Origin of the sequence: Carnobacterium mobile DSM 4848 (genome assembly GCF_000744825.1) — a bacterium.
Classification (GTDB): Bacteria; Bacillota; Bacilli; order Lactobacillales; family Carnobacteriaceae; genus Carnobacterium_A; species Carnobacterium_A mobile.
This window is the reverse complement of record NZ_JQMR01000001.1, coordinates 2,079,436-2,103,384: the sequence shown is the minus strand read 5'-3', so window position 1 is coordinate 2,103,384 and position 23,949 is coordinate 2,079,436. Positions and strand designations below refer to the sequence as shown.

Genomic DNA, 23,949 nt, shown 5'->3' with positions numbered 1-23,949 from the left:
TAGACTTAAGTGTAAACAGCAAATTTTTACAAAAGAATTGAACTATCTATTAAAGATAGTCCAGTATGTTAGTTTGTAAAATTTGTGTTCCCATTGCTAAAGACGCTTGATAAGCTGTTTTTTCCATTGTGAATTGCATGTATTTTTCGGCTAGATCAATGTCTTGGTTTTCAGCTAACATCGATTTAAGGTTTAACTTTTCGCTGTCATTGCGTTCTAGAGTCGCTTCTAAGCGATTAAAAACAGCTCCTGTTTTAGCACGATTTGAAACTACATTTTCAATTTGTTTATCTGCTCTGTCTAATAGTCCAGATAATTTTTCTGTGTCGTCCGTGTTTAAAGCATGCATAACATCTTTGAAAAAGGAACCTAAGTTATCCGGAGACTCAGCTGTTCCTTGCTCGTTTATGAATTCACGGCCATCGGTATTCAATTGAATGGAAACTCCAGGAGCGATTTCACGAGACAGGTTGCCGTCGCCTTCCTTTGTTCCACTATAGGTAATCCCAGTAATTTCGCCATCAATAGTTGTTACGTCAAATGGTCTTTCAGTCGTATTCATACCGGAAAAGACATACCGTCCGCCAAAATTTGTATTTAAGGCATCGACCACTCCGTGAATTTCTGAAGCAATTTCAGCTTTATTGGCTTGTCGGTCAGAATGACTCAGCGTGTCGTTAGCTGAAGATTGGATCAATGTTTTAATCCGCTGCAATGATTTTGTTGCACTGCTTAAAGCCGAGTCTTGGACGTTTGTCCATTGCACCGCATCATTGATCGTTGTTTTGTACTGATCATTTTGCACGATCGTATTATTCAAATCTAAAATCTTAGAAACACGCAAGGGGTCATCAGAAGGCCGATTGACTTCTTTTAATGAAGACAATTGTTCCTGGTATTTTTGCATATTTTTTGTGTTTGTACTTAAGTTTCTTAAGAAGCTTTGAGACATTAAGGAATCTGTTACACGCATCGATTATACCCCCGTTCGGTTGATTAACGTATCCAGCATTTCTGAAACTACTGAAATAATACGTGAGTTTGCTTGAAAAGCACTTTGGTATTTCATGGTATCCGCTACTTCTTCATTGATCGAGACACCTGAGACCGATTCGCAGCGTGCTTGAAGCAGACTGACTAATCCATCTTGACTGTCTGCCATATTATCCGCTTGCTGCTTGACAATTCCCATTTGAGTGACTGTATCGTTGTAGGCTCCTGTAACCGTTGAACCGCCTACTTGGTTTTCAATCGTCATCGTCTCTTTATTGTATTTAATATCGGCTGCTGGATAACCTAAAGTTGTATTTTGCAGACCAGCGATTGCTTGCGCTCGTGTGCCGTCTCCGTCTACAACTTTAGTGACATCTTTACCCGCATTGATTTTAGTGACGTCTTTTAAAATTTCATCATTTACTTTTAGCGATGCGGCATAATTCCCGTCTTCAGGCGAACCTAAATCAAAGAAAGGAATTCCTTCTCCGCCATTGCTATGTACCGTGTTGACTGCTGTTGCAAAAGTAAAAGCCAAGTCGTTTAAGTCTTGTTTTTTATCGTCGATTTCTACGAGAGCTTCTTGCGAGCCTTTGATACTGCCGGATTTGATTGAAATAGGTGTTTGTTCTCCGTTTTCTTGGTTGACTACTAATTGTCCAGCTGGGACTTGTGAAGTGCCTAATGTCTTGATGTTATTTTCGCTTAAGATTTCTTGACCATCTACTTTGATGCTGACACGGTTGAACTTATCATACGTTGCTTCTACTCCTGCGATTCCCGCAATGTCATTTAACAGTTTATCTTGTTGATCCAATAAGTCATTAGGAGACTCGCCTTTAACCGTGACCTTAAAAATTTGTTTGTTTAGTGAATCGAGTTGTTGAACTTTTGCATTGAAGTCCGATACATCTTTTTTGATATCTTTGACTGTTCCCTTATGTAAAGAATCAATTTGATTGGACATATGGTGCAGCGTATCGGTAAATGTTTCTGAGTTTTGTGCAACCATTGTTTTAGCAGTAGCTAATTCTGGATTCGAACCTAAATAAGTCCAAGAAGAAAAGACTTTGCTGATGTTGTTATTCAAACCTGTTGTTGAAGGCTCATTAAAAATACCTTCCAGCTGGCCCAAAACATCTGATTTTTGTTTATACATCTCTAAAGAAGAGTTTTCATTTTGCAGTTGTTTATTAACATAAGGATCTACAACACGGTCGATAGAAGAAATTCTTACTCCTGTTCCCAGCTTACCGACACCAGCAAGAGTATACGGGTTGTCTGCTACCATATTCACTTTTTGTCTTGAATACCCTTCTGTGTTGGAGTTCGCTAAGTTGTGACTAGTTGTTTGCAAAGCAGATTGCTGCACATTCAAGCCTTTTGTTGAATTGTTTAATATTCCAAATAATCCTGACATTCTCTCACCTCTTTATAGGGACTGGTCAATTAAACTGGCTTGATCAGCAGCAGTATAATTGCCTTTTTTAGAGTAGGTCGTGCTGGAATTTTTCACTCCTTTAGTGATCGCTTCCATTACGGTCTCTTGGTATTGCAAAGCTTGCTGAGTCAATAGCAGATTTGTCTGCTGCAGTTGTTTGATTTCTTCAGCTAATCCTGTTAAGTCTTCTTTTTTCAAGCCAGCAGGATTCAATTCAGGTAGCTTTTCAAGAAAAAGTTGTTTTTTTTCGACTAATTCAACAACTTTGGTGCTGTCGTTTTTTATCAATGCTTCTCTTTCTGCAAGCAAAACTTGTTTAAACTCTTTTAGTGTATCGAATACTTCTTGTTGTGCATTCATTAGTTTGTCTACTTCCTTTGGTTTTTCATTGTTTCCAACATACTGCCGGAAATTTTTTCTGGTGAAACTTCATATGTTCCATCCAAGACGGCTTTTTTGATCGCTTCTATTTTTGCACTTGGCAATTCAGTGTTATTAGTTTTTGCTAGTTGTTTAGCGGCATCAGATATGTTTACTTGGACAGATTCTTCTTTTTCAGCATGTCCTGGTTTAGTGGTTAGTTCTTTATTTTGCGCATTGGTTTGATTTTGGCGGACAGCGTTCAAGTAATTATTATAGCCATTTCCAATTTTCATAATAAGCGCTCCTTTCAGATAAGCATTCACGATTTTTAGTGTGAATAGAGGTTTATTTATAATGATATTACTCTTCCTGATTTATATCGGCAGCTTTTGATAAAGTTTAACCCTTTTTGATTAAAAACTATCTGATGATTCTTTTGCCTATTCTAAACAGCTTTCATTCTACATAAAATAACAAGTTGAAACAACACTATTTTTCTGTTTCCCAAAATAGTATCGCGCAAATGTGACAGCATAAAGTATTTTTTTGTATTCTTGTTAATGACCTTTTTGGTGTCCAAAAAGCTGCGATAAATTGAAATAATTGAAGTAAAATTGGTTGATTACCTTATGATGAGCAAAATAACAAAGATACGGTCCATAAAAACAAAATGTGGACCGTATTCTTGCTCAAAGCTGACTCTTATAGTCCATAAACTCCTTTTAAGGACCATAACGATGAATTGTCTTTAGCTTTATGGTCTTTAAATTGTTTTTTAAGGTTATAGATCCACATTCCAGAAATTTCCGGAGGAATAGGGGTTGCCTATAGCCATGAAAGAGGATGCAATGAGAATTACTTAGCGTTGGGCTTTAGCCGCTACGCTGAGTTTGAAGCTTGCAAGTTTTGAGTTATGTCTCCGGCTCAAAACGGTCCCATGGCTTTCCATAAGCAACCCTATAGGCCGGAGGAAATTTCCTTGTCCACACTAAAATACGAAAAAATAAAAAGAACCAAAACAGCGGTTTGTTTTGGCTCTTACATCTTCATGCGATTTTCTAATTTAATTGAATTGCGTGACTTAGACTCTCCGCATCCTGGTAGTTGAGTTGCGTGACTCAGGCACTTCGCATCCTTTTTTAGTTGAGCTGCGAACGCTAGGCATTCGGAAAAAAGATGAAATTATCCTCAAGGCTTGCAGCCTTTTGCGGGAATTTTTCTAATTTTCTGTCAGAGCTGGCGAGAGCACTACACATCCTTATCTTAGTTGAGCTACGTGCCGCAGTTTCTCGTCAAAATAGATAATCTTATAGGAAATGAAATATTTCCGTCAAGATTCCTAATTTTGAATCGAAACTCCCATGCGGCACTACACATCCTGTCTTTAGTTGAGCTGCGAGTTCCAGCAGTTCGGAAAATAGATGAATTCCTTCGAGGGAAATCCTCCCTCTGTGGAATTCCCTAATTTTCTGTCACTGCTAACCGGAACTCTCCGCATCCTTTTACCTTAGATTTTTGATTCTTTGTTCTTGGCTTAGGATGTTGGTGATTCGGATGCCGAAGCTTTCGTTGATGACGACGACTTCGCCTTCCGCAATGAGTTTACCGTTGACGTAGACTTGCAAGGGTTCGTCGGTCATTTTGTCTAACTCGACAACTGATCCGGTTCCAAGTGCCAATACGTCTTTGATTGTTTTTTGGTTTTCGCCTAAAACAACGCTGAATTGAAGCGGTACATCCATAATCAAGTCAAGGTTGTTAGTATTGTTTTGTGTACTTGTTTCGCCTAATTCTTGAAAAGCTGGTTTTTGGACTCCTACTTTTTCTGTCGGCATTGAGCTAGGAAGTGTTATTTCTTCAGTTAGTTCTGTTTGAATGTCTCTGTCTTCTACCACTGTCGCGTTATCGGTCATCATCAAGCCGGCGATTTCCCGAACGGTATCTAGTGTAAAGATCTGCATAATTTCACTTTCAATTAAGTCGTCTACAGTCAATTTAAAAGCAATTTTACATACTATTGTGTCTCCGCTAATTTTATCATAAGAGACAGAATCATTGTCTTTCCAAACTTCTACATCAGGAGGAAGGATATCAACGGTTCTCTCCAACATGGTTGCCATTGCAGTTGAAGCTGATCCGATCATTTGGTTCATAGCTTCTCCAACTGCGCTTAACTCCAAATCAGTAAACTCTCTTTCACCTACATTGCCGTCGCCGTCCATCATCAAGTCAGCGATAATAATCGAATCTGTCACATCCATCATCAACAAATTGCTGCCTAATAAGCCTTTTTTGAACTCAATAGTAGTCACTACTTTAGGCGTTGTGCTTTCATCAATGATCTCTTGGAATTTTAAGCAAGAAACACGCGGTGTCGTGATCATTACCCGATGGCTTAAAATAGAAGAAAGGGTCGTAGCTGCTTGCGACATAGAAATATTTCCTACTTCGCCTATAATATCTGACTGGTCTTGTGAGATCGTTTCTGTCGTATCGGCTGCCGGTGTGCTTCCATTTAACATTGCATCAATTTCTTCTTGCGATAATTGTTCGTTGCTCATCAGTCTGTTTCTCCTCCAATATACTGTAATACTTCTACTGCCATGTTTTTACCTTTTAATCCCGGTTTCACGAGATAATGTGGCCGTTGTTCCACTGCCATAACGAGCGGATCTGAAGTTTTTCCGTCAAGCGGAATGATGTCTCCCAATTCCAATTGCAAAAAACTTTCCAACGTCATGGTAGCTTCTCCCAATAGTACTTCCAGGTTAACCTTGGCTGAATCCAGACTCTTTTCAATCTTGCCTCTGTCAGAGTGATCAGGTTCTTTTTCAGAACGAAACCAATTGCGCAGACTTAATTTCTCTAAAATACTTTCAAAAAAGATATAAGGCACACATAAGTTAACAAATGAGCGTATCTCAAATAATTCAACAGTGAAAGTAATCAAGACCACCGGTTCGTTTGGAGACATATTTTGCAGCATTTGCGGATTGGTTTCAGTCGTATCGAGAACGGCTTTTAATTCAGCAACTTCGCGCCAAGATAGTTCAAAAGAATGGATAAAATCGGCTAAGATATCTTCTAAAATAGCCATTTCAATATCCGTAAAGCTCTCTTTAGTGATTTCATCCGCATTGTTCCCAATTTCTGAACTGCCGCATAGCAAATCGACTAATTGCAAACAAAGCTGGGGACTCACTTCCACTATTTGTGTTCCTGCTAAAGGTTCAGAATGAAACATGCCCATCAACGTAAACCGAGGAACTGAATGAACGAATTCGTCGAAACTAACTTGTTCAATCGAAGCTAATTGCATTTCAACATTTGTCCGGACTTGAGTCGACAATAAGTTGCCTACTATCTTAGCAAATTCTTCAAAAATCATGTTTAAGATACTGATATATTCTTTAGAAAGACGGGCTGGGCGTCTAAAATCATAAGCTTTGACTTTATTTTCCTTCTCCTGTTCTTCCAAACCTTTTGCATCGATTTCTCCGCTTTCTACAGCTTGCAATAAAGAGTCAATTTCTTGTTGCGATAAAACTTGTTTCACTCTTATCCCTCATTTTTTTAAAATAATGTCTCCATGTTGATCATATTCACCATCTGGTCTTTCACTTGAATCAGACCAGATACTTTCTCTTCAGCTTGGTGTTCAAGCTGTTGGATTTCTGCGGGATCGATTTCTGTGACCCAAGCCACATCATCGACCATAAACGCTATTTTTTCATCATCTTTTTTCACAATGATAATGTTATTGTAACATAATTCTTCCGTTTCGCTAGTTGGAGAAAGCAGTTTATAAAAATTTATTAGAGTGATGACATTTCCTCTTAAATTGACCAACCCTTGGACCCACTCCGGGGATTGGGGGATCGTTGTCCAAGGCATTTTTTTTGTGATTTCTTCAACGTTTTCAGAAGAAAAAGCATAGTATTTCTTATTTAACGTAAACACAATTATTTGCATAGTGTTGTCTCCATTACAGTGCGGCTTTATCTAAGGCTTTGATGACGCGGTCAGTATCAAAAGGCTTCACGATAAAATCGACTGCTCCAGAACGGATCGCATCCATGACCATTCCTTGTTGTCCCATAGCGCTGCACATCACTACTCTTGCTGCTGGGTCAAAAGCTTTGATTTCTTTCAATGCTTCAACACCGTCCATTTCCGGCATAGTGATATCCATCGTGACCAAATCAGGTTTCTCTGCTTTATATTTTTCAACAGCTTCTATCCCATTTTGAGCTTCTGCTATGACTTCATACCCATTTTTACCTAAAATATCTTTCAGTTTCATTCTCATGAAAGCTGCATCATCTACGATCATTACTTTTTTTGCCATTTTTTATTCTCCTCCGACTCCGATTAATTTAAATAATTGTTCTAGTATTCCTGGTTTAGGAACAAAATACAAGGAAGACTCTAAGCGGTCTCCTTCATAGTAAAACTCATTTTTGATGATCATCACACGTTCTTCGTACTGTCCTTGTTCTAAATAGACACTACTCATAATCGCGCCAAACATATCTTTTGTCAATAGCGGAACGGACGTTACCAAGTGGATATCCAATAATTTAATGATTGCATTCAAAAAGGAATTCACGATAATATTGACTAACTCCTGCAATGCCGAGTCAGCCAGCTGTTCCGAGTAACTGACTCCTTCGGGCATCATCATTTTGACGATGTTTTCCGAAGCTTCTTGGTCAACTGTAAACAAAAACACTCCTTCAGCCTCGCCAAGCATTTTAGTTACAATAGCTTTGACGATTGTATCTTCTGGCATGATCTGCTGATACACATCTTCGTAATCCAACAGTTCAATTACAGGCACTGTCATGTTAACAGGTTTTTCAATCAGCTGCGACAGACTAGTGGCCGCATTTCCACCGCCGATGTTGATGATTTCTTTAAGGGCATCTAACTCCAGCAATGTGTAATCAGTATTCACTTTCTTCCTCCTGACTGCTATGGCAAATGCGGGCGATATCAAGGATCATGATGATTCCGCCATTGCCCATGATGGTCGCGCCCAGATATTTTTTCAACATGCTCAGTTCTTTTCCAAGCTTTTTAATGGCAATTTCTTGTTGCCGAATAATATCATCGACTGCTAACGCATAATGGTTGTCTCCTTGTTTTGCCAATACCAAATGCAGGTTGCTGCTATTGGTTGCTTCAATACCCAGTACTTCGTTTAAGTGGATGACAGGAACTGCTGCTTCTTCAAACAAATAAACTTCACTATCATGAACTTGAACGATCTCTGCTGCTTCTGGTTTAATGATTTTTTGTACAACTCCCAGTGGCAGTGCGAACGTTTCACTTCCGACTTTCACCATTAACGCTTGGATGATCGATAACGTAAGCGGCAGATTGACTTTAAACGTGGTACCTTTATTGATTTCACTGTTGATCTCAATGGTTCCGCCAAGCGTATTGATCTTTTGCTTTACAACGTCCATTCCTACGCCCCGTCCAGAAATGCTGGTGACTTCGCTCGCTGTTGAAAATCCTGGATGAAAGATCAAGTGCTGCAGTTCTTTATCGTTTAATCCTTCTGTTTCGATTCCTTTTCTTTCTGCACTAGCTTTTATAGCTGCCGGGTCTAACCCTTTTCCATCATCTGAAACCGTTAAAACAACCCGGTTGCCTTCTTGATAAGCCGTAATCTTGATTTGCCCTTTTGGATTTTTGCCGATTTCCGTTCTTCTTTCAGGCATTTCTACCCCGTGGTCTGCTGCATTGCGAATCAAATGGATCAACGGTTCGCCTAATTCGGAAACGACTGTTCGATCCAATTCTGTATCTTCACCTTCGATGACCAATTCAAATTCTTTTCCAAGATCGTTGCCAAGGTCTCGGACCATTCTTGGAAAACGGCTCATAACCGCACTGACCGGCTGCATTCTGATTTTTAACACCAATTCTTGCAAATCAGCGCTGATTCGGCCGACTTGTTCTAACGGTTCTGTCAGTTCATTGGCTTGTAGCTGAGTACTGATATCCATTAATTGCGTGCGGTAAATGACTAATTCGGAAACCAAGTTCATAAAAGAGTCTAATTTATCAATGTCAACACGAACAGAATGATTCATAGCTTGTTTGTGAGAAGTCTTAGCGGCTGTCTTCTGAATGGGTTCTGGCTGCTTACTTATTTGTTCTTGTTTTTCTGCTTCAGCTTTTTTTTCTGGTGATTCGGTCATTGCTGTTTTTTCTATTTCTTCCTCTTCAGCAACTGCTACTAGTTGATCATCGTCTTTAATGGTATGAATCAAGACATTCTCAATTTCACTATTATCTAGCGCTAAGTTTTTGACCGTTTCTTCATCTAATTTGCTGAGAAAGATAAGTTTGAACACAGAGCCGAAGTCTTCATTTTCTACTACCTCAGCATGCGGCTCTACGTATAAGATATCTCCTTGTTGTTCGAGCTTGCTCATGACAAGAAAAACACGCGCATTTTTCATACCACTGTCTTCATCGATTTTTATCGCCAATACATACGCTTGAAATCCGTTTTCCTTCGCATTCTCAATCACTTGCCGATCAGAATCTTCCAGATTATGTAAGCTTAAGTTAAATATTTCATCTGTTTCATCTGTTTGTTCTTCACTTTGAACATCAGCTGATGCAGCTTTTCCTTCAGCCGCTTCGTTTAAGCGGTCAACCAAGGCACTGATATCGCGTTCCACATCATTTTCTTCTCTTAGGTCTTCTACTAAATCTGATAATGTATCCAAACAATCGAATATCAAAGCAATTGTGTCTGATTCTGCTTGGATGGTTTTATTTTTAAGCAAATCAAAGATATTTTCCATTTTATGCGTTAGCTTTGACAGGGTATCAAATCCCATAGTCGCTGCCATTCCCTTGATGGTATGAGCTGATCTAAACATCACATCTACAATTTCTGACTGTTCCGGATGTTGCTCCAATTCAAGGACTTGTTCATTCAAGCTTTGTAAATGCTCATCTGTTTCTTCAAAAAATAATTCGAGATATTTACTGTTTTCATCCATACGATATCCCTCCCTTTCATAGATTCCTAGTTAGATCGGTTGGTCCGGACAGTGTTCCGAATCCTTTTTAGTTGAGCTGCACGCCACAGTTTATCGTCAAAATAGATAATCTTTCTGGAAATGAAACATTTCCGACAAGATTCCTAATTTTGAATCGAAACTCCCATGTGGCGTTCCGCATCCTGTTTTAGTTGAGCTGCGTGCTCTAGCTCATCGGAAAATAGACAAAATTTTCCTCAAGGCTTACGGCCTTTTGCGGGAATTTTTCTAATTTTCTGTCTGAGCTGGGCGAGAGCACTCCGCATCCTGTTTTAGTTGAGCTGCGTGCTCTAGCTCATCGGAAAATAGACAAAATTGTCCTCAAGGCTTACAGCCTTTTGCGGGAATTTTTCTGATTTCCTGTCTGAGCTGGGCGAGAGCACTCCGCATCCTGTTTTAGTTGAGCTGCGTGCTCTAGCTCATCGGAAAATAGACAAAATTGTCCTCAAGGCTTACGGCCTTTTGCGGGAATTTTTCTAATTTTCTGTCTGAGCTGGGCGAGAGCACTCCGCATCCTGTTTTTTTGCATCCTTATAATTTTTTATAGATAAATGGAGCTACTTTTTGGAACCCATAGGCTTCAGGATTGTAGATAGCTTCGGTTGCTCCAGTGAAAAAGAGACCGCCCGGCATAAGGGAATCGCTAAATTTTTGATAAAGTTCTTCTTTCACTTCATTTTTAAAGTAAATGGTCACGTTGCGGCAAACAATTGCATGGAAGCCAGAACTGAACCGGTCCGCTATCAAATCATGCTTTTTAAATTGTACTCTATTTTTAATGCCCGGTGTCAAGCAGAATACGCCATCTTCTTCATGAAAATAACGACTCCGATCCATTTCTGTCACATTTTTCATTTCGTGGGACTTGTATTTCCCTACTTTGGCTCGTTTTAAAATGGTCTCATCAATATCGGTAGCTAGTATTTTTTCTGCAGAGCGGATTGCATGTTTATCAAGAATCATAGCCATAGAGTAAGCTTCTGCTCCAGTCGAACAAGCAGCACTCCAGATTTTTAAATTAGAAAACCGAGGTGACAAATAGGTAACCAGCTGCTTTTCAAATTCTTCAAAAATATCTTGATTCCGAAAAAAATCCGTCACATTGATGGTAATGTAATCTAGAAACTCTTGTTTTACAGCTGGTTCTTTTTGGATTTTGCGTGAGTATTCCTCTAAAGTGGCCGCCCCTGAATTTTTCATTACACTAGCGATACGTCTTTGCAACTGTTTTTCTTTGTAGCCGTTCAGATTGATATTTAAATTTTTTTTAGTCCAGTCATAAAAAAAATCATAGTTAAGTTCCATTATTGTCTCATCCTTATTATCCAATTTACTATCTCGGACAGTTCTGCCAAGCTGGCGATTTGATCAACCACACCTTTTTTAACTGCATTTCCAGGCATACCGTAAACTACCGATGTTTCTTGATCTTGGGCGAGCGTAAACCCGCCTCTTTTTTTTATTTCCACCATTCCTTGACTTCCATCGTGTCCCATCCCTGTCAAAATAACGCCCACTAGTTCAGCCCCATAGTTCTCGGCTGCTGATTGAAATAAGTAATCCACTGCTGGACGAACACCCAAAATCTTAGGCGTACTTGACAACTTGATTTTACTTTGGGCTAGCGTCATATGGTAATCGCCTGGAGCTAAATAAACGGTGCCTTTTTGTATTTCCATTCCAGCTTGGGCTTCAACGACTGGTACTTTAGCTTTCATATTTAACCGTTCAGCAAATGAAGCTGTAAATCCTTTAGGCATATGCTGAACAATAAAAACAGGTATATTCAACTCTTCAGGAAAACGTTCAACCAGATGCAGCAAAGCTTTTGGCCCCCCAGTAGAGGCTCCAATAACGATCGCTTTTATCTTATCCGGTATCTCTTTTTTCAATTCATTCCTAATGCGTTTACTTGCAGGTATTTTTTCTACAGCCGAGAAACTGTTAGGTTCAAATAAAGCTTTTATTTTCTTTTCTATTTCTTTTTTAAACTCTTCTTTTTGATTTTTCAGGTCAATCGGCTTTTCAATAAAGTCCATTGCCCCTAACTCCAACGCTTCAATCGTAATGGCTTCCCCACTATGGGAACTCATCATCACTACTGGGATATCAAAATCTTGTTTAATGAGTTTTAATGTTTCTAATCCATTCAAACCCGGCATTTCAATATCCAATGTAACAATATCTGGTTTTAAAAGCGGAATGGATTTTAAAGCATTTCGACCATTCCTAGCCGTTCCTTGAACTTCCAAACCTGGTACTTCTGCTATCATTTCGGTTATGATTTTTCTCATAAATGGAGAATCATCTACAACTAATACGTTAATCCCCATTTTTTTATCTCCTGCTCTTTTTATAATAAAATAATTTCTCGATTGACCATTCGAATCTTAACCGTAAAGGTCTCTAAATCTACGATCATCGTTCTCCCCATATTTCCGCCTGTATGATTGCCCAAAAGCGGAATGCCTAATTTCTTCAGACTCTTTTCTACTGCTAGCACATTTCGCTCTCCGATGCTGCCATGGTAAGCGTCATCGGACAGTTGGAACATGCTTGCTCCTCCTGCTATTTTAGCAATCAGTTTCTGGTTTTTCGTTTGATTTCTAATTTCTGAAACCATTTGAGGAATGGCCAAATCAGCAAATTTTTCTATTTTATTAACTGTTTTGAATGACTCGCTATCCGGCAGCATAATATGACTTAGGCCGCCTATCTTTGTTTTCGGATCATAGATAGCTACTCCAACGCAAGAACCCAACCCAATTGTCATTAGTGTGTTAGGCATCCGTGCTACTTTATAATCTGAAATGCCTACTTTTATCTCATTTGACATATCTCTTCCACCGTTCCTTATTTGTTGATCAAGGCAATCAATTCTGTTTCGTTTTCTGTGGAGAAGAGTGCATCAATATCTAACGCCAATACGATCCCAGCTTCTGTTTTAAATAGTGCGCGGATGTATTTAGCAGATCCTTGTGTATCATCTACAGTTTCTTCAGCTTGAATTTCTTCAAAGTTGCTGACCGAAAGAACATCTTCAACAGCTAATCCTATCTTTAGTTGATTCCACTCGGCCACAATGACCTTAGTGGTTGCAGTGATGGTAGTAGCTTGTTTAAAAAGGCGTTCGCTTAAATCAATGACTGGCAAAAGTGTTTCATCATATGGAATAGCCCCTAATAAATAAGAGGATGTATCTGGAATTTTTGTAGGCTGTGCCATGAGGATGATTTTTTCGACATCTGTTATCGGAACTGCAAAATTTTGCTGGTTGCTTGTAAATACAATAAATTTTTCCATGTTTTCGCTCCTTATTTAAACTAGCACTAGTTGTGTTACTACTGATGCAGTTTTCTTTAAACAACAGAAAAACAGCAGGAGATCTTGTATCCAGACAGAAAACAGAGGTTGCTTCTGCTTGGATGACCGAGTCGCCACTGTTTTTCAGCTATTGTTCATTAAGTGAATAATCTTTTAATTGCTTTTTATAGTTCAAAATCAGTTGATCTTAAACTGTTTGGCTTCTTCATTTAATTGTTTCGCAATATTGTCTAGATCTGCAATACTAGCAGAGAATTCTTCCATCGTTGCTAAAATTTCTTCTGCATTTGCAGAAACTTCTTCTGTACCGGCAGAGTTTTCTTGCGCTGACGCAGCAATGTTTTCAACAGCCGCAACTGCTTCATCTTTATGCGTTTCAATTTGTCCGCTTAAACCGGCTACGCTGATAATATTTTCTACTAATACTTCCATTTGATCCGTTACCGTGTTAGCTGAATCGATTGCTTCATCAATCGTGCGTGTTTGTTTTTCACTTTCCTCAAATGACTGATTCATTTTAGCGATCATCGTTTGTGAGCTCTTTTGAACTGTTTTAATAATATCTCCAATATTTTTAGTTGATTGAGCACTTTGTTCAGCCAGTTTTCTGACTTCATCTGCTACTACCGCAAAGCCTCTGCCAGATTCTCCCGCACGAGCAGCTTCAATCGAAGCATTTAACGCTAATAAGTTGGTCTGTGCTGAAATGCCGCTGATTACTTGACTGATGTTTTCAATGCTTTGGATTTCTGCATCTACTGCATTGATACTTTCAGTTAATTGAACCATCATTTCAATATTTGCTTGCCAGTTTTCATAAACGTGGAACATCTTTTCACTATTGCGTCCATTCGCCACTGTTGTATCATCTGCACTTTGACCCATTTTTTGAATATTTTGTCCTACTTCTTCTAAGACATTTGATAGTTCTTCCATTTTACCTGAAGTTTCTGTTGCATCTTGCGTTTGGACGCTTGTTGCTTCAGCTATGCCTGTGATCGTATCTGAAACTTCTTCAGTAGCTGAACTTGTTTGTTTCGCAATTTCCGTTAGAGTAGTCGACATATCGATTATCTTGTGACTGTTTTGTTGTATCTCATTGACCATTGTTCTGAAATTGCGCACCATTTCGTTAAATGAAAAAGCGATTTGGTTCAATTCGTTTCCATTTGGATCAATTTCTTTTTCTTTTATTCTAGATTCTTTTTTGTTCTTAAACCATTTTATTCTCGGCAAGATGATCAGATCTTTTGCCATCATTTGAGCTGTTAAATCTCCCTCTTGAACTTTACTGAAAGCATTCGTCAACGCAGTCGTTAGTTTCTTAATGTATCTCGAGAACAAGATAGCTGTAATTAAGGCAACTACTAAAGCAATCAGTAAAACAACTAATGCGCTATTAAGACTTGCTTTGTTTTCTGCTGCCATTTCATCTGGTTGAACGGCTCCATATACGATCATTCCGAGCCTGTCGACTACTTTATAATAAACATCAATATTTTTATTGTAAGCATTATCATGGACAAATCCTGCTTGGTCGTCTGCTTGTTCGAATAAAGGACTATTCGACACATTTTTCCCAATTTTTGCAGCATCTTTTGCCATCAAATACGTTCCTTTATCTGAAAGCACAAAAAATTCGCCAGTATTTCCAACTTGAGAAGAAGTAATCAACTTATTGATTTTTTCAAAACTTAAATCCAAACCTAGCACACCGTAAACTTCGCCATCATGAACAACCGCTTTCGAAATTGTCATAACAGGTTTTCCCGTTACTGCATCTGTATAAATTTCACTCCAATAGAGTGCACCATGCCGCTCGACTGCCCGCTGATACCATTCTCTCGTCGTGCTGTCAAAGTCAGGGTCTGAGTCTTCACCAATCAAATTTTCTCCTATTGGCGTATAATAAGCGTCTCCTATGTATAAACTGCTTGTTTTCACAAACATCAAATCTTCTAAGATGTCTTCTTCAAGTGATGCATCTGTTTTTAGCTGCCAAAATTCATCTTTTTGCGCTAGTACTTCTAATGCATCTTCTACTTCTTGTCCGGCCCAATCCAACTGAGTGGCAAATTGCATCGTGCTGCTTTTTTCGCTAGACTCAACACGTTGTGTCAGTGAAGCTTTTGTACTGTTGTAGCTCATCAATAGAACAATGATAACAGGTATGATCACAACAAAAAATAATGTCAAACCAACGTTCATGCCGATACTTTTTTTCCGGGACTTCATTCTTTTAACTTTGTTTTTTCTTTCTTTACGGACCACTTTAAAATCCTCCTCTTATAATCGGTTCTCAACAATGCATTAGTTAGAGTTTGTCTTTTTTTCAATTCATTCTCTTCTTTTTAGCTATTGCAAAAACCTGTTTATTTTTGCGTTAATTCGCTCTCTCTTATATCGGTCAATTTATTCTTTTTTTAAGCGCTTTTTTATACTTTTTAAAAAGAACCATTTAAAAATCGCTATTTAACATAAGTTCTAGTAAGATAAACCGTTTTCTTGTGAGATTTCTTTTTAATATACTTGAGTTGAGCAACCTATTATGTAAGAAAAGGAGCAGATTTATATGAGTAAATTAAAAGGAAAAGTAGCTATCGTTACAGGTGCCACTTCTGGAATCGGTGAATCAACTGCGAAGTTATTTGCGGCAGAAGGGGCAAAAATTGCTGTAGTCGGCCGAAATCAAGAACGAGGCGAAGAAGTAGTAAAAGCGGTTAAAGATGCAGATGGTGAAGCGCTTTTTATCCAGACAGACATGACAAACAATGAAGAAATCAAAAACTGTGTCTCTAAAGTGTTAGATACCTATGGCACGATCAATATTTTATTTAACAGTGCCGGCATTCACGATTCTTATCAACATGTAATCGAAACCGATGAAGAAGCTTGGGATAAATTAATGACTGTAAATGTTAAGGGGGGCCTTTTTAATGTCTAAAGCTGTTTTACCAATATTATTAGAAAAAGGAAAAGGCACCATTATTAATGTTGAATCCCAAGGCAGTTTTGTTGTCGGTCCCGGCGGAGCAGCTTATGTTACCTCAAATTACCTCAAAGCATGCACTCGTCGATTTCACCAAACAATTGGCTTATGACTTTGGCAGCCAAGGTATAAAAGCTAACCTAATTGCTCCCGGATTTATTGATACCAAAATGACAGAAGGAATTGATGATCCGCGCTTGAAAGACATTCCAGCTGAACGTGCTAGAAAGCCTGAAGAAGTGGCAGCAGTAGCTTTGTTTTTAGCTTCAGATGAATCGGACTATATTCAAGGTACTGAAAGCAAAGTGGACGGCGGTTGGACTGTCGGCAGATAAAAATCCTAATTTTAAGAACCGCACTCTATTCTTGGGACAAACTCAATGGTTTTACCAGTAGTTTGTCCCATGTACATAAAAAGACCCTTTAAGCTGCCAGAGCCTTACTTTTTGCTCTGTTTGCTTAAGAGGAGTTTTCTTATTTTTCATAATTATTTTGTTCTTCAATTTTTCCGTGTTCGCTATGAATAATAGCAATCGTACCCGCTTCTTTTGCTAATCGGTTAGCTTCGTCCGCAGCTTTTGATTTTGAATCAGTAATAAAAACTGGCTTGTCTTCGCGTTCTTTTTTTCTTATCTGCCATTAGGTTACCCTCCTTTAACTAATGATTAGCCTTGGTAGACGATCGAGCTCTTTTCCAGTCAAATTAAAAGGCTCACATCAAAAACGAACCAGCAGCTCTTTTTTAAGAAAGAACGGCTGGTTCGTTTAGTTAGGAACTTTTAGGATTGTTGTTCTGTTGTAAATGTCCCAATAGGCAGCTGATCATTGATCAATTCTCCATTTGGATCCAGGTTCTCTTTTTGCTTTTGACCAGTTTTCCAAAATATAGCCAAGATAGCTAATGACAAGACCAGACTAAGCACGTAAGTGAGGGTTGTTAAGCCCATTTTAAAGCCAATAGGTTCACTGAAAATATAAACCACACAAGCATACAACATAAATGTTCCTGGAATTAAGGTTACTAAATAATTTTTATTTTTTAGATACAAGTAACGAGTAGAAACCAATAAAGCAATCACTGCTGTTACTTGGTTAGCCCAGTTAAAATATCTCCATAAAATATTGAAATCCATATTGGTCAAGATAAAAGATATGGCAAACAAGGGAATCGTGACCATAAGAACTTTTTTGATCGTATCTTGTTTAATATGCAAGTAGTCAGATAAAATAATACGCAAACTTCTGAAAGCAGATAAACCAGAAGAAATCGGTAATACGATTACCCCAATAATCGCCACGGTCCCCACTACATTGCCTAATAGCAGTACAGATACTTGGTTAACCACTGCAGATGGAGTACCAGTATTGATCATTTGGCTGAGTGTTTGTCCATCAAAAAGCGACATAGAAGCTGCGGCCCAAATCATAGCAATCACACCTTCTGCAATCATCATGCCATAGAAAGTGAACCGTCCTTCCCTTTCGTTTGTACTGGTTCTTGATACCATTGGAGCTTGTGTAGCATGAAATCCTGATAGTGCTCCACATGAAATGGTAAAGAAAATTGCCGGGAAAATAGGAGTTCCTTCTGGATGAAAGTTTTGCATTGTATTTAAAGTGAGATTTGGAATCGTATGATTTCCAAACAGCAAACTAAGTCCGATTGCAATTGTACTGATAATTAAAATACCACCAAACCAAGGATATACCTTTCCCATTGCTTTATCAATTGGCAAAATTGTTGAAATAAGATAATACACAAAAATCAGTAAGACGACTATTCCTCCTGTTAACCAACTAGGTGTAATGCTTTCAATCAAGCTGGCAGGAGACGTAACAAATACAGTACCCACTAACATTAAAAGCAGCATAGCAAAAATATTGACCACATGTTTGACTGGTTTACCTAAATACTTGCTGGCTAATTCTGGCAGTTGTGCACCGTTATTACGCAGTGAGATCATTCCAACCATATAGTCATGTACAGCTCCACCAAAAATACAGCCGATAATAATCCAGATATAAGCTACTGGTCCATATAAGGCTCCCATGATTGGTCCAAAAATCGGTCCAGTACCGGCAATATTCAATAATTCAATAATAGCATTTTTCGCTTTCGACATGGGAACAAAATCATACCCGTCTTTTAACACTTCTGCCGGGGTTTCACGGTCAGGATCAATTGAAAAATTCTTTTCAATGTACTTACCATACGTAAAATAACCTAAAACCAATAATATAATGCCTCCAACTAACGTTATCATTTTTTTCCTCCTTCTAAACTTTTTGTAACCCTTTACATTTGATGTCTCTATTGTACTAAAAGAAGATTTCCAAAGAGGAATTTCCAGTTGAAATGACTTTATTCCAAGATGAAATGCACTATATCCCCTGCGAAATACAATTCAATTTAGAAATCGAAAAACTCTTCAGTCATTGTATCTGTCCCAATGGCTGAAGAGTTTTCCTAATGAACTATTCGGTTAAAAAAATTTACTTGTTTAAAAATACCCGGACTACTTAAAGTAGTTGATTCCCATAGCTGATTTAACTTCTGACAAGGTTTGAGCCGCCACTTTTTCAGCAGACTCACTGCCAGCTTTCAACATTCGGCGCACTTCTTCTTTATCTGCAGCGAACTGTTCCCGATTTTCTCGGATGGGTTTCAAGAAATCCTGTAAAATTTCATTCAGGTACAACTTGATTTTTACATCTCCTAGACCACCTTGTTGGTAATGCTCTTTTAGAGATTGGATCTTAGCTTTATCTGTTCCAAAAACATCTAAATACGTAAAAACTACATTGCCTTCTACTTTACCTGGATCGTTTACATGGATATGATCTGGATCTGTGTACATGCTCATAACTTTTTTCTTGATTTCGTCTGACGAGTCAGACAAGTAAATACCATTGTTTAAAGATTTACTCATTTTGCCTTTACCATCAATGCCGACCAATCTTTCTTGGCCTTTATCCGGCAGAATACTTTCAGGCATCACTAATGCATCTGTATTGTAAATGCGGTTAAAATCTCTGACAATTTCTCTTGTTTGTTCAATCATCGGACTTTGATCTTCACCGACTGGCACATGTGTTCCTTTAAACGCCGTGATATCTGCTGCCTGGCTAACTGGATACATAAAGAAGCCCGCTGGAATACTTTCTCCAAAGTTCTTTTCATTGATTTCCGATTTAACCGTCGGATTCCGTTTCAAGCGCGAAACGGTCACTAAATTCAAATAATACATCGTCAATTCTGACAATTGTGGAATTTGAGATTGCACAAAAATAGTTGATTTAGCCGGGTCTAGTCCGACTGCCAAATAATCCAACGCTACTTCAAGTAAACTGTCTTGAATTTTTTTAGGGTTCTTGGCGTTATCGGTCAACGCTTGTTGGTCTGCAATCATAATAAAATTTTGATTGTCTGGATCATTTTGTAACATGACACGGTTCTTTAAAGAGCCGACGTAATGTCCTAAATGCAGTTTTCCGGTTGGTCTGTCGCCTGTTAAAATAACTTTGCTCATTATTTCTTTCCTCACTTTTTATCAGTTTCGTTTTTGTCTTCTCTATCATACCATATACTAATTCATTCCTATGATACATTTGCTGGAAAATAGTAAAAAAAGCAGCTAAAAAGTATTTTTTTACTTTGGACCTTATTGTTTTATTCCATTCTTTTTCTTTGTTATGCTAAATGTATCACTTCAACTTTAGGAGGAATCGAATGAACAAGTATCTTAAGTTTGGCTTAATGATTGCTACTTCTACTCTAGTTATGTACGCTATGATGTTTTTCAATGTCTTTCAATTGGATCATATCTTTTTCAGCGAAACGCGGTTGTACATGGCATTCATGATGGGGGCTGCTATGGCCATTATTATGCTATTATTTATGTGGAATATGTATACAAATAAAAAGGCAAATATGTTGATTTTATTGGTAAGTCTAGTTGTTTTTGGAGGATCTCTTGGTCTTGTACGGAGCCAAGCAACGATTGAAGACTCTTCTTGGCTAAAAGCCATGATTCCACATCACTCGATTGCGATACTCACTAGTGAACGGGCCCATCTGTCAGATCCGCGGGTTCAAGAGCTTGCTAAAAAAATTAGCGAAGCACAACGTGATGAAATTAAACAAATGAAAGAATTGATTAAAGATCTTGAAAGTTCTGATTAGGCTATTTATTACTAAGAGTATTCTAGTGTAACAGCTAGTCAAATCGAAAAAATAAGCGTTATTATTATTTTTCCATAGCTATTTGTATTAAAATGAAAGCGCACAATACATTAGATCAGAGGAGGAACTTTTTAATGATGAAAGAAAAAACATTTGTATTTCACAATGACGTTGAAATCCCACATATCGGTTTTGGTACTTGGCAAATTCCTAATGAAGAAGCTTATGATGCCGTAACAATGGCGCTTAAAAATGGCTATACTCATATCGATACCGCTTTAGCTTATCATAATGAAGAAAATGTTGGGAAAGCCATCAAAGACTTTGATATTTCCCGGGAAAATATTTTTCTAACTAGTAAACTTCCTGCACAAATCAAAGGCTATGACGAAACTTTAAAAGCTTTTGAGGAAACTCTTACAAATCTGGGAATGGATTATCTAGACCTTTACCTCATCCATGCACCATGGCCATGGGATGAAAAAGGAAAAGATTGCACAGCAGAAAATATTCAAACATGGAAAGCAATGGAAAAATTGTATCATGAGGGTAAAATTCGAGCTATTGGTGTTTCTAACTTTTCAGAGTCGGATATCCAAGCATTGATCGATGCTTGCGAAGTTGTTCCAATGGCCAATCAGATTCCGTTTTATATTGGTCGTGACCAAGAAAGTCTGTTGAACTATTGTAAAGAACATAAAATTGTTGTTGAAGCTTATTCGCCTTTAGCAACAGGAGAAATACTCAACAGCTCAGAAATCAAAGAAATAGCCCAAAAATATAACGTTACACCAGCTCAGTTGTGCATTCGTTATTGTTTAGAACGTGAAACCTTGCCGCTTCCAAAATCAACACATGAAGAACGGATCATCGAAAACAGCCAATTGGATTTTCATATCTCAGATGAAGACATGAAACAATTAAACGCTATTGAAGACGTGCGCAATAAGTAATTTTCTATTTTTAAAAACCCCAAAAAAAAGCTGCCTTTTCAGTAATTGAAAAGACAGCTTTTTGGTTTCTAGTGTTTATTTAAGTAAGTTTCCAGAATGAACAGCTTTCAAGGAAACACATTCTCGTTCTGAACTAATTGCCCACTATTGTGTAAACAACAAGGTAAATATTTAGAATAATAATAATCACCGTAGCGATCCAGGCTAAGACTTTAACCCACATTGAGTTTACAAAGCTTCCCATTTTATGTGGATCGCTGGTGTAAAGAACGAGTGGCACAAGTGCAAACGGCAATTGCATACTCAGAATAACTTGGCTTAATATCAACAAATCAGCTGTTCCGTTTTCTCCAGCAATCAGCGTAACAATAAACACTGGAATCACTGCTATCAGCCGAGTGATGACACGACGTATCCATGGTTTGACTCTAAGATGGATAAAACCTTCCATGACGATTTGACCGCTTAAAGTTCCAGTAATGGTTGAATTTTGTCCAGAAGCCAGCAAAGCTATGGCAAATAATGTACTGGCAATCGATGCTCCCACAGCCGGTGCCAACAAAGCATACGCGTCTTCAATCCCGCCGATAACTTGTCCACTTTTATAAAAAGCCGCCGCGCCTAAAATCAAAATCATCGAATTGATAAAGAACGCAATCGTTAAAGAGAATACGGAATCGATCCGCGCAAAAGTAACGGCTTCTTTTTTCCCTTTTTCTGTCCGTTCGTAACTTCTTGTTTGAATAATAGAAGAATGTAAGTATAAGTTATGCGGCATAACCGTGGCTCCTAAAATACCTAGACCCATGAATAGCATATTGGTATTGGTAACAATCTCAGTCTGCGGCAAGTACCCTTTTAATAATTGCACTGCATTCGGATGGGACAAAAAGATTTCATAGCCGAAAATTATAAAAATTGTAGCCATCAATACAGTCACGATGCTTTCAATGATTCGAAAGTTTCGCTTTTGCAGCAACAATAACAATAAAACATCTAGTGTGGTAATCGTAACGCCCAGTAATAAAGGGATATTGAATAATAATTTCAAGGCAATTGCTGAACCGATCACCTCAGCAATATCAGTCGCAATAATAGCTAATTCTGTTAAAATCCATAAGAAGAAAGAGGTTTTCTTTCCAACTGAGGCACTCGTGGCCTGTGCTAAGTCCTTGCCTGTAGCAATCCCAAGCCGAGCCGCCATCTCTTGCATCAACATGGCGATCAAACTAGCGATCAGGATCACACTCAATAAAGTGTAGCCGAATTCTGAACCGCCTGCTATTGACGTTGCCCAATTACCAGGATCAACATATCCTACAGCAATCAATGAACCTGGGCCCATAAAAGCAAGCAGTTTTCGTAAGAAAGATGCATTTGATGCTGGAACCTTTATCGAGCTGTTTGCTTCTTCTAAACTTACATTATCAACTCTTCTTATCCATCCATTTGTGGACGGCTTTTTTTTATTTCCCATTTCTTACTCGCCCACCTCTCTTTGGTTTTATTTCTTTTATTCTTTTCTTATCATTTTTTTCTTGCCTACATTAACTTCATTTTAGAATGTATGCCCTCTTTTGTAAAGCTTATCAGTCTGACTTCTTCTACACACAAAACAGCTGAGAATAGCAGTTGATACCAAAAACAGAAGAAAGAAATACTAGTTGATTTAGAAACAGGTCTACACAGTTGATAAAATATAGGTTAAACTTGACCTATTGTTTCTAAATTAAAATGTAAAAAATGAGGTTTTTAAAATGAAAAAGAAAAGAATATTTGAAATTATTCAAATCGGAAGGCATGCTGACATTGTCAGCCGGCTATTTGACTTTACCATTGTTTCAGCTATTTTATTAAATTTGGGATTAGCTATTTTTTCTACTTTTGACCGTTCAATTGATTATATGCCTATTATTCATAAAATCGAAACTGTCAGTGTCGTTTTATTCACAATTGAATATGGTTTGAGATTATGGACCGCTAATTACCTGTATCCTGTTCTTTCGAAAGGCAGTGCAAGATTAAAATATGCCATCTCATTTACAGGACTGGTTGATTTATTTTCTTTTTTTCCGTTTTATCTGCCGTTCTTTTTCCCAAGCGGTACGGTAGCCTTTCGTGTGTTCCGAGTCATTCGTATCTTCCGCTTATTCCGAATCAACAATTACTATGACTCCTTGAATCTCATTACTGATGTTCTTAAAAGCAAACGGCAACAGTTGCTTTCATCTATTTTTATTATTTTAGTGTTGATGACTGCTGCTTCATTAGTGATGTATAATCTTGAACACGATGCTCAGCCTGATGTTTTTACAGATGCTTTTTCTGCTTTCTGGTGGGCTTCTTCTTCCTTGCTGACTGTCGGTTATGGCGATATTTATCCTGTAACGTTAGCCGGAAAATTCTTTGGAATGGTAATTACTTTTTTAGGTGTCGGAATGGTTGCTATCCCCACCGGTATTTTATCTGCAGGTTTTGTGGAACAATTAACTGTGATCCAACATAAAAAAAGCAACAATTACTGTCCGCACTGTGGAGAAAAATTATAATAAAAAGACTGGAATTCAGCGTAGTACTTACTGAATTTCAGTCTGTTTTCGTCACTATTCTTTTTGTTAGCATGAAGATTTTATGGT

General features: G+C 38.2%; 26 protein-coding genes. 7 read left to right on the top strand and 19 right to left on the bottom strand.

Annotation, left to right across the window (positions count from 1 at the left end; translation table 11 throughout):
* Nucleotides 1-49: 49 nt before the first annotated feature.
* The 4 genes from flgL to flgM are packed head-to-tail and all read right to left on the bottom strand — an operon-like array spanning nucleotide 50 to nucleotide 3,090.
* On the bottom strand, nucleotides 50-973 hold the full coding sequence (gene flgL / locus BR87_RS10010; RefSeq protein ID WP_035031650.1) for a flagellar hook-associated protein FlgL: 924 nt from the start codon (nucleotides 971-973) through the stop codon (nucleotides 50-52).
* 3 nt (nucleotides 974-976) lie between these two features.
* The gene (gene flgK, locus BR87_RS10005; protein ID WP_035031648.1) at nucleotides 977-2,413 is read right to left on the bottom strand and encodes a flagellar hook-associated protein FlgK; all 1,437 of its coding nucleotides are present in this window, start codon (nucleotides 2,411-2,413) and stop codon (nucleotides 977-979) included.
* A 12-nt stretch (nucleotides 2,414-2,425) separates the two neighbouring features.
* The gene (locus BR87_RS10000; RefSeq protein WP_035031646.1) at nucleotides 2,426-2,794 is read right to left on the bottom strand and encodes a flagellar motor switch protein; all 369 of its coding nucleotides are present in this window, start codon (nucleotides 2,792-2,794) and stop codon (nucleotides 2,426-2,428) included.
* 8 nt (nucleotides 2,795-2,802) lie between these two features.
* A complete protein-coding gene (gene flgM / locus BR87_RS09995) occupies nucleotides 2,803-3,090 on the bottom strand; it encodes a flagellar biosynthesis anti-sigma factor FlgM (protein WP_035031643.1) in 288 nt (95 codons plus the stop codon).
* 686 nt (nucleotides 3,091-3,776) lie between these two features.
* On the opposite strand from flgM, the gene BR87_RS13530 reads away from it, so the two are divergent.
* Nucleotides 3,777-3,905, top strand: a complete 129-nt coding sequence (locus tag BR87_RS13530; protein WP_280512007.1) for a hypothetical protein — start codon at nucleotides 3,777-3,779, stop codon at nucleotides 3,903-3,905.
* A gap of 394 nt (nucleotides 3,906-4,299) precedes the next feature.
* Here the strand turns inward: BR87_RS13530 and fliY are convergent, their stop codons facing one another.
* From fliY to BR87_RS09940, 11 genes are all read right to left on the bottom strand, one after another.
* Nucleotides 4,300-5,358, bottom strand: coding sequence for a flagellar motor switch phosphatase FliY (gene fliY, locus BR87_RS09990; RefSeq protein WP_035031641.1), 1,059 nt, complete (start codon nucleotides 5,356-5,358; stop codon nucleotides 4,300-4,302).
* On the bottom strand, nucleotides 5,358-6,353 hold the full coding sequence (fliM, locus tag BR87_RS09985; RefSeq protein ID WP_035031640.1) for a flagellar motor switch protein FliM: 996 nt from the start codon (nucleotides 6,351-6,353) through the stop codon (nucleotides 5,358-5,360). Before fliM ends, fliY begins: the two co-directional genes overlap by 1 nt.
* A 17-nt stretch (nucleotides 6,354-6,370) precedes the next feature.
* Nucleotides 6,371-6,769 carry a chemotaxis protein CheW gene (locus BR87_RS09980; RefSeq protein ID WP_035031638.1) on the bottom strand — a complete coding sequence of 133 codons (399 nt, stop codon included), beginning with the start codon at nucleotides 6,767-6,769 and terminating at the stop codon, nucleotides 6,371-6,373.
* A 13-nt stretch (nucleotides 6,770-6,782) separates the two neighbouring features.
* Nucleotides 6,783-7,145, bottom strand: a complete 363-nt coding sequence (locus tag BR87_RS09975) for a response regulator (protein ID WP_035031637.1) — start codon at nucleotides 7,143-7,145, stop codon at nucleotides 6,783-6,785.
* A 3-nt stretch (nucleotides 7,146-7,148) separates the two neighbouring features.
* Nucleotides 7,149-7,754 (bottom strand): chemotaxis protein CheC, encoded by a 606-nt coding sequence (locus tag BR87_RS09970; protein ID WP_035031635.1) that lies wholly within the window; start codon nucleotides 7,752-7,754, stop codon nucleotides 7,149-7,151.
* A complete protein-coding gene (locus tag BR87_RS09965) occupies nucleotides 7,744-9,825 on the bottom strand; it encodes a chemotaxis protein CheA (protein ID WP_035031633.1) in 2,082 nt (693 codons plus the stop codon). Before BR87_RS09965 ends, BR87_RS09970 begins: the two co-directional genes overlap by 11 nt.
* A gap of 570 nt (nucleotides 9,826-10,395) precedes the next feature.
* Entirely contained in the window at nucleotides 10,396-11,169 is a 774-nt protein-coding gene (locus tag BR87_RS09960; RefSeq protein WP_035031631.1) for a CheR family methyltransferase, read from the bottom strand.
* Complete coding sequence (gene cheB / locus BR87_RS09955; protein WP_035031622.1) at nucleotides 11,169-12,197, bottom strand: chemotaxis-specific protein-glutamate methyltransferase CheB; 1,029 nt, start codon at nucleotides 12,195-12,197, stop codon at nucleotides 11,169-11,171. Before cheB ends, BR87_RS09960 begins: the two co-directional genes overlap by 1 nt.
* A 20-nt stretch (nucleotides 12,198-12,217) precedes the next feature.
* A complete protein-coding gene (locus tag BR87_RS09950) occupies nucleotides 12,218-12,700 on the bottom strand; it encodes a chemotaxis protein CheD (protein ID WP_035031620.1) in 483 nt (160 codons plus the stop codon).
* Nucleotides 12,701-12,717: 17 nt separating this feature from the next.
* Complete coding sequence (locus BR87_RS09945) at nucleotides 12,718-13,167, bottom strand: chemotaxis protein CheW (RefSeq protein WP_035031618.1); 450 nt, start codon at nucleotides 13,165-13,167, stop codon at nucleotides 12,718-12,720.
* Nucleotides 13,168-13,365: 198 nt separating this feature from the next.
* On the bottom strand, nucleotides 13,366-15,459 hold the full coding sequence (locus tag BR87_RS09940) for a methyl-accepting chemotaxis protein (RefSeq protein WP_244877052.1): 2,094 nt from the start codon (nucleotides 15,457-15,459) through the stop codon (nucleotides 13,366-13,368).
* A 301-nt stretch (nucleotides 15,460-15,760) separates the two neighbouring features.
* Here BR87_RS09940 and BR87_RS13525 point away from each other — a divergent pair, with 301 nt between their 5' ends.
* Genes BR87_RS13525 through BR87_RS13520 form a run of 3 tightly spaced genes read left to right on the top strand, consistent with a single transcriptional unit; the run spans nucleotide 15,761 to nucleotide 16,512 of the window.
* Nucleotides 15,761-16,132 carry an SDR family NAD(P)-dependent oxidoreductase gene (locus BR87_RS13525; protein ID WP_035031616.1) on the top strand — a complete coding sequence of 124 codons (372 nt, stop codon included), beginning with the start codon at nucleotides 15,761-15,763 and terminating at the stop codon, nucleotides 16,130-16,132.
* Nucleotides 16,104-16,289 carry an SDR family NAD(P)-dependent oxidoreductase gene (locus tag BR87_RS13695; protein WP_425304600.1) on the top strand — a complete coding sequence of 62 codons (186 nt, stop codon included), beginning with the start codon at nucleotides 16,104-16,106 and terminating at the stop codon, nucleotides 16,287-16,289. Before BR87_RS13525 ends, BR87_RS13695 begins: the two co-directional genes overlap by 29 nt.
* Nucleotides 16,228-16,512 (top strand): SDR family oxidoreductase, encoded by a 285-nt coding sequence (locus tag BR87_RS13520; protein ID WP_211249985.1) that lies wholly within the window; start codon nucleotides 16,228-16,230, stop codon nucleotides 16,510-16,512. The genes BR87_RS13695 and BR87_RS13520 overlap by 62 nt, the downstream gene beginning before the upstream one ends.
* Before the next feature lie 139 nt (nucleotides 16,513-16,651).
* Here BR87_RS13520 and BR87_RS13690 read toward each other — a convergent pair whose 3' ends face one another.
* From BR87_RS13690 to trpS, 3 genes are all read right to left on the bottom strand, one after another.
* Nucleotides 16,652-16,810 (bottom strand): DUF2188 domain-containing protein, encoded by a 159-nt coding sequence (locus BR87_RS13690; protein WP_084683637.1) that lies wholly within the window; start codon nucleotides 16,808-16,810, stop codon nucleotides 16,652-16,654.
* 146 nt (nucleotides 16,811-16,956) lie between these two features.
* A complete protein-coding gene (locus BR87_RS09925) occupies nucleotides 16,957-18,441 on the bottom strand; it encodes a carbon starvation CstA family protein (protein WP_035031613.1) in 1,485 nt (494 codons plus the stop codon).
* 252 nt (nucleotides 18,442-18,693) lie between these two features.
* Nucleotides 18,694-19,707 carry a tryptophan--tRNA ligase gene (gene trpS, locus BR87_RS09920; protein ID WP_035031611.1) on the bottom strand — a complete coding sequence of 338 codons (1,014 nt, stop codon included), beginning with the start codon at nucleotides 19,705-19,707 and terminating at the stop codon, nucleotides 18,694-18,696.
* Between the two features lie 200 nt (nucleotides 19,708-19,907).
* Here trpS and BR87_RS09915 point away from each other — a divergent pair, with 200 nt between their 5' ends.
* Together BR87_RS09915 and BR87_RS09910 are read left to right on the top strand one after the other, a co-directional pair.
* Complete coding sequence (locus tag BR87_RS09915; protein WP_035031608.1) at nucleotides 19,908-20,360, top strand: DUF305 domain-containing protein; 453 nt, start codon at nucleotides 19,908-19,910, stop codon at nucleotides 20,358-20,360.
* A gap of 134 nt (nucleotides 20,361-20,494) precedes the next feature.
* Nucleotides 20,495-21,313 (top strand): aldo/keto reductase, encoded by an 819-nt coding sequence (locus tag BR87_RS09910; RefSeq protein WP_035031605.1) that lies wholly within the window; start codon nucleotides 20,495-20,497, stop codon nucleotides 21,311-21,313.
* A gap of 133 nt (nucleotides 21,314-21,446) precedes the next feature.
* Here BR87_RS09910 and BR87_RS09905 read toward each other — a convergent pair whose 3' ends face one another.
* The gene (locus BR87_RS09905) at nucleotides 21,447-22,790 is read right to left on the bottom strand and encodes an Nramp family divalent metal transporter (RefSeq protein ID WP_035031602.1); all 1,344 of its coding nucleotides are present in this window, start codon (nucleotides 22,788-22,790) and stop codon (nucleotides 21,447-21,449) included.
* A 280-nt stretch (nucleotides 22,791-23,070) separates the two neighbouring features.
* On the opposite strand from BR87_RS09905, the gene BR87_RS09900 reads away from it, so the two are divergent.
* A complete protein-coding gene (locus BR87_RS09900; RefSeq protein ID WP_035031599.1) occupies nucleotides 23,071-23,862 on the top strand; it encodes an ion transporter in 792 nt (263 codons plus the stop codon).
* The last annotated feature ends 87 nt before the right edge of the window (nucleotides 23,863-23,949 follow it).